The sequence below is a fragment of the Streptomyces sp. NPDC053431 genome (genome assembly GCF_044544925.1).
Classification (GTDB): Bacteria; Actinomycetota; Actinomycetes; order Streptomycetales; family Streptomycetaceae; genus Streptomyces.
The window spans coordinates 1-12,751 of record NZ_JBITXX010000020.1 but is presented as its reverse complement, the minus strand read 5'-3'; the positions used below and the strand labels follow the sequence as shown (position 1 = coordinate 12,751).

Genomic DNA, 12,751 nt, shown 5'->3' with positions numbered 1-12,751 from the left:
CGGGGGTTTGCGCGTGAGCGAGACGGAACAGACGGGCGGGCCGGTCCGGGTCCTGGTCGTGGACGACCAGCAGCTCGTCCGCGAGGGACTGATGTCCCTGCTCGACCTGATGGACGACATCGAGGTCGTCGGCGGAGCCTCGGACGGCGCCGAAGCGGTCCGCATGGTCGCGGAGACCCGGCCGCGGGTGGTCCTGATGGACCTGCGGATGCCGAAGATGGGCGGCGCGGAGGCGACCGCCCGCATCCTCGCCGATCACCCGGACGTGACCGTCCTCGCCCTGTCCACCTACGCCGACGACGAGTCGATCGCCGCCGCGCTGAGCGCCGGCGCACGCGGCTACCTCACCAAGGACGCCAACCGTGAGCAGATCGCGATGGCGATCCGGAACTCGGCGCACGGCCAGTCCACGTTCGATCCCACGATCACCCGCCGGCTCGCGGCCGCGCTCGCCGCGTCCCCGCCGCCGGCCCCGGTGGAGGCCGCACCGGCCGCGCCGGAGCAGCCCCGGTCGAACCGCCGACGGGTCTTCCCCGACGGTCTGACGGCCCGTGAGGTGGACGTACTGCGGCTGATCGCCGAGGGGTTGAGCAACAGCGAGATCGCCTCCGCGCTGTTCATCGAGGAGACGACCGTCAAGACCCACATCAACAACGCGTTCGCGAAGATCGACGCGCGCAACCGGGCCGACGCCGTGCGCTACGCCTTCCAACAAGGGCTGACCCGGCCCTGAGGAGTCAGAGCCGGGTCAGCGGGGCGGGGCGGACCGTCAGGCGGTCGTCGCCCCGTCGCGCGCGACGGCGGCGGAACCGGTGACGGGGGATTCCCCGGTTCGCTCCGGGCCCGTCGCGGGCGTCGTGTCCGTACCGGCGGACTCGCCGGACGGGGTCTGGGGGGCCGGCGGCAGGCGCCGGGCCCGGATGAGGCAGACCAGGGTGCGGTAGCCGACCATCGTCATCGCCATCATGACGAAGAAGGCGGCGATGCCGTCCGAACCCAGGTTGTTCTCGATCATGAACTTGCCGACCCGCTCGGCGAACGCGTCGGAGTTCTCGAGCCCCAGCAGGAAGCAGGTGCGCAGGACCAGGACGGCGACCCAGATGCCGAGGTAGGCCCAGCCGGCGCGGGTGTAGACCTTGTTCTTCTTCTGCTCGTTGCGGTAGACGACCATGGTCCGCATCAGGAAGTACCCGATGCCGGCGCCGATCAGGGTGCCGACCAGCGCGGCCGTGTAGTTCGCCGCGGTGTACGGGGTCCGCTCGTACGTGTCCCAGTACAGGTAGAGCGTGAAGCCCATGGACACGCTGAACTTGATCCAGCCGAAGCTGTGCCGGCCGACCTGCGTCAGCATCACGATGGCGAACAGCGCGCCGCTGAGCAGCAGCGCCTCCTGCATGGCGTCACTCATGTGAGCCCCCTTCATCCGCCCCAGGGACAGGGGCTTTTCTCGTCGAGATCGAAATTACGTCCGGGCGGCCACGGTTTCCTGGGCCCGGTGGTGGAGGAACGGGACCGGACGGGAGGGGAGTTCTCTCCACCCCCGGGTCCACCTCGGGGGTGGACCCGGGGTGGACCCGGGGTGGACCCGGACCGTCCGGCCGCGCTCCCCGGTTCCTCAGCCGGCCCGAGCGGCGAGCCATCGGTCCACCGCCACGGCGGTGCTCGCGGCGTGGTCCTCCATCATCGAGAAGTGGTCGCCGGCGGTGTCGACGACGTCGTGCGGGTGCTCCCAGCGCGAACGCCAGTCGTCGCCCGCCGCCCAGGCCGCCAGCGGCGCCTCGGCGCGCACCAGCAGCGTCGGGGTCTCGACGGGCTCGGGACGCCACTGCCCGAAGAGCCGGAAGTAGCCGCCCATGGCCGTCAGACGCGCGTCGTCCATGGGCAGGAAGCCACCCGTGTCCCCGCCCAGGCCGTCGGCCAGCCGGCTCTCGATGCCGTCGAACGCCTTCCGGCTCGGCGCGTACACATCCATCAGCACCAGCGCCTCGGGACGCACCCCTCGGCCCTCCAACTCCCGTACGAGGGCGTGGGCGAGGAGTCCGCCGGAGGAGTGCGCGGCGACCGCGAACGGCGCCTCGCCGGCGTGGGCGAGCAGGGCGTCCGCGTGCGCCGCGGCGAGGGCCGCCACGCTCGCCGGGAACAGCTCCCCGGCAAGGAAGCCGGGCGCCGGCAGCACCGACACGTCCCGCACCTCGCGCAGCGCGGCCGCGAACCGCGCGTACTCGTGCGGCCCCGACATCGCGAGGACGGACGGGATGCACACCAGGCCGGGGCCGGCGGGTCCCTTCGCGAGGCGTACGACGTCGAGCTCACCGCTCAGTTCGTCGCCGGAGGTGAACACCGGCCGGAACTCCGAGGCGGCGGACAGCAGCCCGGTGAACTCGGCCAGCCGGTCCGTCCGGACGGCGACCCGGGCCATCGGTCCGAACACGCTCGTGTCCCGCGGGGCGGCCGGCGCGACGGCCGCCGCGCCGCCGGCGTGGGGTCCGGCGGCCTGTGCGGCGGCGACGGCGCCCGCGATGTACGTGGCGAGCGCGGCCGGCGTCGGGTTCTCGAAGACGACCGTCGGCGGCAGCGGGACACCGGCCGCCCTGGCCAGCCGGTTGCGGAGCTCGACCGCGGTCAGCGAGTCGAAGCCCATCTCCAGGAAAGGCCGCTCGGGGTCGACCGATCCGGCGTCGGGCAGCGCCAGCACGGAGGCCACCTGCGTCCGCAGGAACTCCATTACCACGGTGGGCCGTTCGGCCTCGCCGGAGCGCTCCAGCCGGTCCTGGAACTCCCGTGCTGCGCCGTCCGTCGGTCCGGAGCGCCGCGGCGGCACCCTGATCAGGCCACGCAGCAGCGGCGGCACCTCGTCGAGTCGGGCGCGGAGGGCGCCGAAGTCCAGCCGCATCGGCACCAGATGGTCCCGCCCTGAGCGCAGCGCCAGGTCGAAGAGCGCGAGCCCCTCCTCGGTGTCGAGCCCGGCGATGCCGGTCCGCAGCGCCGCCTTCAGCTCCTCGTCGTCGCGGTCGCCGGCCATGCCGCTGCGCTCGTTCCACAGGCCCCAGGCGAGGGAGCTCGCGGGCAGCCCGAGCGCCTGCCGGTGCGCGGCGAGCGCGTCGAGGAAGGCGTTGGCGGCGGCGTAGTTGGCCTGGCCCGGGTTACCGGCGACACCGGCGGCGGACGAGAACAGGACGAACGCCGACAGGTCCAGGTCGCGGGTCAGCTCGTGCAGGTGCAGGGCGGCGTCCACCTTGGGCCGCAGGACCGCGCTCAGCCGCTCGGGCGTCAGCGTGTCGAGGACACCGTCGTCGAGTACGCCCGCGCTGTGCACGACGGCGGTCAGCGGACGGTCCGCCGGGATCCCCGCGAGCAGCGCCGCCACCGCCTCGCGGTCCGCGGTGTCGCAGGCCTCGAACGCGACCTCGGCACCGAGCGCGGCCAGTTCGTCGCGCAGCGCGGCGGCGCCCTCGGCGGCCGCGCCGCGCCGGCTGGTCAGCAGCAGGTGGCGCACCCCGTGCTCGGCCACCAGATGCCGGGCGACCAGCGCACCCAGGGTGCCGCTCGCCCCGGTGACGAGCACCGTGCCCGCGGGATCGACCACGGGGCCGGCCCCCGGGACGTCGACGGCGGGCCGGACCAGCCTCGGCGCGCTGACGGCGCCGTCCCGCACCGCGGTCTGCGGCTCCCCGCTCGCGAGTGCGGCGGCGAGCGCCCGCCCGGCAGCGGCGTCGCCGACGGCCACGTCGAGGTCGACCAGGGCGAACCGGCCGGGGTTCTCCGACTGCGCGGACCGTACGAGTCCCCACACGGCCGCGTGGGCCAGACCGGCGACCTCCTCCCCCGGCCGGGCGGCGACGGCGTTCCGCGTGACGAACGCGAGCCGGGTCCCGGCGGCGGCCGCACACGCCAGCCAGGCCTTGAGCAGGCGCAGGGCCTCGGTGGTGCGCTCGTGGACGTCGGTGGGCGCCGGAACGCCCGTGGCGGTCTCCGGCAGGGGAAGGAGCACGAGGTCCGGGGCGGGAGTACCGGCCTCCAGGGCCTCGATCAGGGCGTCGAGCGTCTCGTGGCGCGTGCCGGCGGCGCCGCCGGACGGGTCGTGGCCGACGACGACGCAGTCGCCGAGGTCCGCCCGGCCGGCGGTGGCCACCGGCGTCCAGTCGACCGCGAACAGGGTGTCGTGGTGCCGGCCCGCCGCGCCGCGCAGCGCCTCCGCGGGCACCTCGCGCACGACGAGTCCGTCGGCGGACAGCACCGGCGTGCCGTCGCCGTCCGCGGCCCGCAGGGAGACGGCGTGCTCGCCGGTCCTGGTCAGCCGGATCCGCAGCCGGTCGGCGCCGTCCCGGTGGCGCGAGACCCCCGTCCACGAGAACGGCAGCCGCAGCGGCGCCGCACCGGAGATCTCCGCGCCGACCATCCCGGCGTGCAGGGACGCGTCGAGCAGGGCGGGATGCAGCCCGAACCGGGCGGCGTCGGACGCGGCCTGCTCGGGCAGGGTGATCTCGGCGTAGGTGTCGTCGCCGGACCGCCAGGCGGCACGCAGGCCCTGGAAGACCGGGCCGTAGCCGACTCCCGCGGCGTGCAGCCGCTCGTAGAGGCCGTCGACGGCGAGCGGCTCGGCTCCGGCCGGCGGCCACGGGGCGAGGTCGAAGTCGGGTGCGACGGGTTCGGGCGCGAGCTCGCCGGTGGCGTGCGCCGTCCACGGCAGCTCCTCCGGCGCGCCGTCGGGGCGGGAGTGCACCGACACGGGACGCCGTCCGGCGCCGTCCGGCGGGCCGACGACGACCTGCACGGCGGCCCCCTCGTCGGCGGCGAGGACCAGCGGTGCGGCCAGAGTCAGTTCGTCGAGCCGGTGGCAGCCGGCCCGCTCCCCCGCGCTCAGGGCCATCTCGACGAACGCGGTGCCGGGCACGAGCACGGTGTCGTCCACGGCGTGGTCGGCGAGCCAGGGGTGCGTGCGCAGCGAGAGGCGCCCGGTGAGCACCGTGTGGCCGCCGTCGGCCACGGTGAGGGCCGCCGAGAGCAGGGGGTGCCCGGCGGACTGGAGCCCCGCGGCCGACACGTCGCCGGCGGTCGGGGCGCTGTCGAGCCAGTAGCGGTCGCGCTGGAAGGCGTACGTCGGCAGCTCCACGGGCCGGCAGTCGACGGGGAACACGGTGTCCCAGTCGGGTACCGCACCGCAGCCGGCCGCCTCGGCGAGCGCGCCGAGGAACCGGTCCGGCCCGCCCTCGTCCCGCCGCAGCGTGGGGACCAGGGCGACGGGGACACCGGCGTCGTCGGCGATGCCCTGGAGCGGGACGGTCAGCACCGGATGCGGGCCGACCTCGACGAACACCCGGTGGCCGTCGGCGAGCAGCGCCCGGGCGGCGGCGTCGAACCGCACGGTCTGCCGGGCGTTGCGGTACCAGTAGTCGCCGTCCATCTCCGTGGTGTCGACCGGGCCGCCGGTCACCGTCGAGTAGAGCGGCAGCGCGGCGGCGGCGGGCTGTACGGCCAGCTCGTCGAGCAGCCGCTCGCGCAGCGCCTCGACCTGGGCCGAGTGGCCGGCCGCGTTCGCGCCGCGGATCCGGCGGGCCCGGACGCGGTCCTCGTCGCACGCGGCGACGAAGGCGTCCACGGCGTCCGGGTCGCCGGAGACCACGCACGCGGAGGGGCCGTTGGCCGCCGCGACCGACAGCCGGCCCTCGTAGCGGGCGATCCGGGCGAGCACCTCGTCCTGCCCGGCCAGCACGGACGCCATGGCGCCCTTGCCGGCCAGCGAGCACAGGGCCGTGTTGCGCGCGGCCGTGATCCGGGCCCCGTCGCGCAGGCTGATCACGCCCGCCACACAGGCCGCGGCGACCTCGCCCTGCGAGTGCCCGACGACGGCCCCGGGCTCGATCCCGTACGAACGCCACAGGGCGGCCAGGGACACCATCATGGTGAACAGCACGGGCTGCACGGCGTCGATCCGGTCCAGGGTCGGCGCCGCCGGGTCGCCCCGCAGCACGGCCTCGACCGACCAGTCCTGGAACTCGGCGAACGCCGCGTCGCAGGCCGCGACCGACTCCGCGAACACGGGCGAGGACTCCAGGAGCCCCAGCGCCATGCCCGCCCACTGCGTGCCGTGCCCGGGGAACACGAACACCGGCCGGGTGCCCGGCCGGGCCGTCCCGCGCACCACGTTCGGACCGGTCTCGTCGTCGGCGAGCAGGGCGAGACCGCGCAGCAGCTCGTCCCGGTCGGCGGCGACGACCGCGCCCCGGTGGTCGAACGCCGCCCGGTCCCGTACGAGCGCCCGCCCCGCCTCGTACGGGGTGATGTCGGGGTTCCGGCGCAGATGCACGCGCAGGGCACGGGCCTGGCCGCGGAGGGCTTCGGGGGACTTGGCGGAGAGGAGGACGGGGGTGGGGAGGAGGGAGGGGGTGGGCGCGGGTGCCGGTTCGGGCGCGGCGGCCGGGCTCTCGAGGGTGGAGGCAGCGGTGGCCTGGCCTTCGGGGGCGACAGCCGGCCGGGCGGCCGCCGACCCGGCAGCCGCGGGCTGGGCGGCGGCCTGCCCGGCGTGGGCCCGTTCGTCCGGGGCCTGCTCGAGGACGGCGTGGGCGTTCGTGCCGCTCAGGCCGAAGGAGGAGACGCCGGCGCGGCGCGGCGCGCCGGTCTCGGGCCACGGGCGGGCCTCGGTCAGCAGCTCGACGCCGCCGTCCGCCCAGTCGACCTTGGTCGAGGCCGCGTCCACGTGCAGGGTCCTGGGCAGCACCCCGTGTCGTATCGCCTGCACCATTTTGATCACGCCGGCGACGCCGGCCGCGGCCTGGGTGTGGCCGATGTTCGACTTGAGGGAGCCCAGCCACAGCGGCCGGCCCTCCGGGCGGCTCGCGCCGTACGTCGCCATCAGCGCCTGCGCCTCGATCGGGTCGCCGAGCGTCGTGCCGGTGCCGTGGGCGTCGACGGCGTCGACCTGATCGGCTGCCAGACGGGCGTCGGCGAGCGCGGCGCGGATGACCTCGCGCTGGGACGGGCCGCTGGGGGCGGTCAGTCCGTTGGAGGCGCCGTCCTGGTTGACGGCGGTGCCGCGGACCACCGCGAGCACGCGGTGGCCGTTGCGGCGGGCGTCCGACAGGCGTTCCAGCACCAGCATGCCGGCGCCCTCGGCGAAGCCGGTGCCGTCGGCCGCATCGGCGAAGGACTTGCAGCGGCCGTCGGGGGCGAGGCCCTGGAGCAGGCTCAGTTCGAAGAACGTCGTCGGGGTGCACATCACCGTGACACCACCGGCCAGCGCCAGGGAGCAGTCGCCCTGCCGCAGCGCCCGCACGGCGAGGTGCAGCGTCACCAGCGACGAGGAGCAGGCCGTGTCGACGGTGATCGCCGGGCCTTCGAGGCCGAGGGTGTAGGCGATGCGGCCGGAGACGATGCTGCCGGTGCTGCCGGTGCCGAGGAAGGCCTCGACGCCCTCGGGGACGGTCGTCAGCGCCGACACGTAGTCCGAGTTGTTCATCAGCCCGGCGTACACGCCGGTGCTGCTGCCGCGCAGCGACGTCGGGTCGATGCCGGCGTGTTCGAAGGCCTCCCAGGCCACTTCGAGCATCAGCCGGTGCTGGGGGTCCATCGCCGCCGCCTCGCGCGGCGAGATCCCGAAGAACACCGGGTCGAACCCGGCCACGTCCTCCAGGAAGCCGCCGCTGCGGCAGGTCAGGGGCCGGACGCCGTTGTCGACGTCCCACCCGCGGTCGGTCGGGAAGGGCACGACGCCGTCGCGCCCCTGCTCGACCAGCTCCCACAGGTCCTCGGCCGACTCGACCCCGCCGGGGAAGCGGCAGCCGATGCCGACGATCGCGATCGGCTCGTGGGCCTTCGCCTCCTCCTCGTCCAGCCGCCGGCGGGTCTGGTGCAGATCGGCCGTGACCTGCTTGAGGAAGTGCCGCAGTTTCTCTTCGTTCGCCATGGTCTGTCTCGTCCTCGTCGTTCGCAGGTCAGGAGATACCGAACTCTTTGCCGATGAACTCGAAGATCTCGTCGTCGCTCGCCGACTCGATCGTTCCGCTGATGTCGCCCTCCGCGTCCTCCGGCTCACCGCCCTCGGACCAGCTCACGAGCAGGGCTCGCAGCCGGGCCGTGACGCGGGCCCGCTGTCCGCTGTCGGGCCGCGCCTCCTCGAGGGTCCGGGCCAGCCGGTCGAGGTCGGCGAGCACCGGGGACTCGCCTTGCGCCTCGTCCAGTTCGGCCGCGATGTGGGCGACCAGCTCCGCCGGCGACGGGTGGTCGAAGACCAGCGTCGCGGCCAGCCGCAGGCCGGTGATCTCACCGAGCCGGTTGCGCAGTTCCACCGCCGTCAGCGAGTCGAAGCCGAGGTCGCGGAAGGCCCGGTCGGCCTGGACCTCCTGGGCCCCGGCGTAGCCGAGCACGGCCGCCACCTCCGACGTGACCGTCTCCAGCAGCACCGCCTCCCGCTCGGGGCCGGTGAGCCCGGCCAGCCGCTCCCGCAGCGCCGCCCCGCCGGTGCCGGCCGCGCCCGCCACGCGCTTGGCCCGGGTCTTCACGAGCCGTCCGAGCAGCGGCGGCACCGCGCCGCCCGCGGCACGCAGCGCCGCGAGGTCGAGCCGGATCGGGACGAGCGCCGCCGCACCGGAGTCGGCGAGAGAGGCGTCCAGGAGGGCGAGGCCGTCGCGGTCGGGCAGGGCGGTCACACCGTCCCTGGCCATCCGCCGCACATCGCCGCCGCCCAGGTCGGTGGTCATGCCGCTGTCCTTCTCCCACAGCCCCCAGGCGAGCGAGAGGCCGGGCAGGCCGAGGGACTGGCGGTGGGCGGCGAGGGCGTCGAGGAAGGTGTTGGCGGCCGCGTAGTTGGACTGCCCCGGGTTGCCGAACACGCCGGCGGCGGAGGAGAAGAGGACGAAGGCGGACAGGTCCAGGTCGCGGGTCAACTCGTGCAGGTTCAGGGCCGCGTCGACCTTCGGACGCATCACCGCGTCCAGGCGCTCCGGCGTCATGGCCGACAGCACGCCGTCGTCGAGGACGCCGGCGGTGTGGACGACCGCCGACAGGTCGACTCCCCGGAGCAGTGCCGCGAGCGCCTCACGGTCGGCGGCATCGCAGGCGACGACGGCGACCTCCGCACCCGACTCCCGCAGCTCCTCGGCCAGTTCCGTCGCGCCCGGCGCCTCGGCGCCGCGGCGACTGGTCAGCAGCAGACTCCGCACCCCGTGCTCGGCCACCAGATGACGAGCCACCAGCGCACCCAGCGCACCCGTACCACCCGTCACCAGGACCGTGCCCCCGCCGAACGCTCCCGTTGCGGACTCCACCGGCAGGTCACCGGTGGCAGCCGCCCGTACGAGCCTCGGCGCGAGGCTTCGGCCACCGCGGAGCGCCAGCTGCGGCTCACCGCCACCGACCGCCGCGGCGAGCCCGGCGACGGAGGCGAGGTCGACGGAGGCGAGGTCGTCGGCGGCGACGTCCAGGGCCGCATCCACGTCCACGTCCACGTCCACGTCCACGGCCGCGTCCAGGGCCATGTCCAGGGCCATGTCCACGAGCAGGAAGCGCCCCGGGTTCTCGGCCTGCGCCGAACGGACCAGACCCCAGACGGGGGCGTGCACCAGATCGGTGACGCTCTCGCCGGCCGCTGCCGCGACCGCGCCCGAGGTCACGAACACCAGCGGCGTCTCGGCGAACGTGTCGTCGGCGAGCCACTCGTGCAGGAGACCGAGCACGTGGTGCGCGGCGGACCGGGCGCTGACGGCCGTCTCCGCGTCCATGTCCGCGTCCGGGCCCGAACCCGCGTCCGCCGGGACGCCGAGACCGTCACGATGTCCGAGCGGCACGAGGACCGCGGACGGGACGGGGGCGCCGGCGGCGATGCCCTCGCGGAGCGAGGCGATCGTCGCCCGGTCCACGGCCTCGATCTCCACGCCCTTGAGCGCGGGGAGCAGACCGAGACCGTCCTCCCCGAGCACCGCCCACTGCCCGAAGGGGAACGCGGGTGCCACCGGGAGCGGCTCCCATTCCAGTCGGAACAGGTCGTCGCGCGCGGAGCCGTCGTCGCCGGCCGCGGAGAGTTGCTCGGCGGAGACGGTGCGGAGGTCGAGGGCGCCGATGGTGGCCACCGGCGCGCCGTCGGCGTCGGCGACGGCGAGCGTGACGCTGTCGCTGCCGGCCCGGGTGATCCGTACGCGCAGGGCCGTCGCTCCGGTGGCGTGGAGAGACACGCCGCTCCACGAGAACGGCAGCTTCGCGTCGTCCCCCTCGGCCGCGACGAGGTCGCCGAGGCCGATCGCGTGCAGCGCGGCGTCGAGCAGCGCCGGGTGGATGCCGTACGAGCCGGCCGCGTCGGTGCCCTCGGGGAGGGCGACCTCGGCGAACACCGCACCGTCCGTCCCGCGCCAGGCGGCCCGCAGGCCCTGGAACAGCGGCCCGTAGTCGAGACCGACACCGGCCAGCTCGTCGTAGACGCCCTCGACCTCGGTCGCGACCGCACCGGCCGGCGGCCACTCGGTGAGCACCTCGGGCAGCCCTGCCTGGCCGCCGCCGGCCTCGGAGACGCGACCGGTCGCGTGGAGGACCCAGGGCGCGTCGGCCTCGGAGCCTTCCCGGCGGGAATGGACGGTGAGGGTGCGGCGGTCGGCCTCGTCGGCCGGGCCGACGACGACCCGCAGGTCGACCGCGCCCTGCTCCGGCAGGACCAGGGGGGCGGCGAGGGTGAGCTCGTCGACCAGGTCGCAGCCCACTTCGTCACCCGCGCGCAAAGCGAGCTCCACGAACGCCGTGCCCGGGAGGAGCACGTTGCCCATGACGGTGTGGTCCGCCAGCCACGGGTGCGACCGCAGCGACAGCCGCCCCGTCAGCACCGCGCCGTCGCCGTTCGGCAGGACGACCGCCGCGCCCAGAAGGGGATGGCCCGCGGCGTCGAGGCCCAGGCTCGCCGGGTCACCGGGGTTCGTCCCCGACAGCAGCCAGAGGTGTTCGTGCTGGAAGGCGTAGGTCGGCAGGTCGACCCGCCGGGCGGCACGCCCCGCGAACACCGCCTGCCAGTCGACAGCGACACCATGGGTGTGGGCTTGCGCGAGCGCCGTAGTGAGCGTACGGACCTCATCGCGGTCCTTGCGCAAGACGGGGGCGAACAAGACCCGGTCGTCCTCCGGCAGGCAACCCTGACCCATGCCGGACAACACCCCGTCGGGACCCAGCTCCACGAACGCCGTCACACCCTGCCCGGCGAGGAACTGGACGCCGTCGGCGAAACGCACGGCCTCACGCACATGACGGACCCAGTAGCCGGCGTCGAACGACACCACCAGCTCACCCGACACGTTCGACACCACCGGAATGCGGGGCTTCCGGTATTCCAGTTGCTCCGCCACCCGCGCGAACTCCGCGAGCATCGGCTCCATCAACGGCGAATGGAAAGCATGCGAGACCGTCAACCGCCGGGCGCGGCGACCGGCCGCCTTCCAGGCCTGCGTGATCTCCTCCACCACCGACTCGACACCCGACACCACCACCGACGTCGGACCGTTCACCGCAGCGATCGACACCACCTCGCCCCGGCCACCGATCAGCTCCAGGGCCTCCTCGGCCGTCGCCTCCAGCGCCGCCATCGCCCCACCGTCCGGCAACGCCTCCATCAGCCGACCCCGCGCCGCCACCAGCCGCGCAGCATCCGCGAGCGACACCACCCCCGCGACATGCGCGGCGGCCAGCTCGCCCACCGAGTGACCGGCCACGAAGTCCGGCCTCAGACCCCACGACTCCACCAGCCGGAACAGCGCCACCTCCACAGCGAACAACGCCACCTGCGTGCAACCCGTACGGTCGATCAGGCCAGCCTGCGGGCTACCCGGCTCAGCGAACACGACCTCACGCGTCGGGTACTCGGTCCACTCGTCCAAGACCGCGCAGACCTCGTCCAAAGCCTCCGCGAACACCGGGAAAGCCGCATACAGTTCACGACCCATACCGACCCGCTGAGCACCCTGACCGGTGAACAGGAACGCCGTCCGACCACCGACCGCCTGACCGGTCACCACACCCGGAGCCGCCGTGCCGGCGGCGAGCGCCGCCAGCCCGCGCAGCAGCTCGGCGCGGTCGCCCGCGATGACACCCGCCCGGTGCTGGAACTGCGCACGCGTCACCGCCGAGGCGAGCCCGAGGTCGGCGACGGCCGCCTCCGGGTGGTTCTGGACGTACGAGAGAAGGCTCGCTGCCTGGCCGCGCAGGGCCTCCGACGTCCGGCCGGACACGAGGACCGGCGCGACCGGCGTGTCCACCGGCGGTACGGCGTCCGTCACGGCCGCCGCAGGCGCGGGGGCCTGCTCGATGAGGACGTGGGCGTTGGTGCCGCTGATGCCGAAGGAGGAGACGCCCGCGCGACGCGGGCGGCCTGTCGCGGGCCAGTCACGGCGCTCGGTGAGCAGCTCGACGGCGCCGGCCGACCAGTCGACGTGCGGGGTGGGCTCGTCGACGTGGAGGGTCTTGGGCAGGGTGCCGTGGCGCATGGCCATGACCATCTTGATGATGCCCGCGACGCCGGCGGCAGCCTGGGTGTGACCGATGTTCGACTTGATCGAGCCCAGCCACAGCGGGTCCGCGCCCTCCGGACGGTCCTGACCGTACGTGGCCAGCAGGGACTGCGCCTCGATCGGGTCACCGAGCGTCGTACCCGTGCCATGCGCCTCGACCGCGTCCACATCGGAGGTGGTCAGGCCCGCGTTCGCCAGGGCCTGGCGGATCACCCGCTGCTGCGAGGGACCGTTCGGGGCCGTCAGACCGTTCGACGCACCGTCCTGGTTGACCG

The 12,751-nt window shown here is 74.7% G+C and carries 4 protein-coding genes; 1 reads left to right on the top strand and 3 read right to left on the bottom strand.

All coding sequences use genetic code 11. The annotated features are described in order from the left end of the window. Nucleotides 1-13 precede the first annotated feature (13 nt). Nucleotides 14-733: a response regulator gene (locus ACIGXE_RS32130; RefSeq protein ID WP_399752972.1), complete on the top strand. Its 720-nt coding sequence runs from the start codon at nt 14-16 to the stop codon at nt 731-733. 36 nt (nt 734-769) lie between these two features. On the opposite strand, the gene ACIGXE_RS32125 is transcribed toward ACIGXE_RS32130, so the two are convergent. The 3 genes from ACIGXE_RS32125 to ACIGXE_RS32115 form a co-directional block, all read right to left on the bottom strand. After that, on the bottom strand, nt 770-1,408 hold the full coding sequence (locus ACIGXE_RS32125) for a hypothetical protein (RefSeq protein ID WP_399752969.1): 639 nt from the start codon (nt 1,406-1,408) through the stop codon (nt 770-772). Nucleotides 1,409-1,615: 207 nt separating this feature from the next. Then, nucleotides 1,616-7,930 (bottom strand): type I polyketide synthase, encoded by a 6,315-nt coding sequence (locus ACIGXE_RS32120; protein ID WP_399753162.1) that lies wholly within the window; start codon nt 7,928-7,930, stop codon nt 1,616-1,618. Between the two features lies 1 nt (nt 7,931). Next, on the bottom strand, nt 7,932-12,751 hold a 4,820-nt coding region (locus ACIGXE_RS32115), incomplete at its 5' end, for a type I polyketide synthase (RefSeq protein WP_399752967.1).

Bases quoted from the DNA above. Each gene is read 5' to 3' on its own strand.
- ACIGXE_RS32125 (WP_399752969.1), bottom strand. From the start codon at position 1,408: ATGAGTGACGCCATGCAGGAGGCGCTGCTGCTCAGCGGCGCGCTGTTC.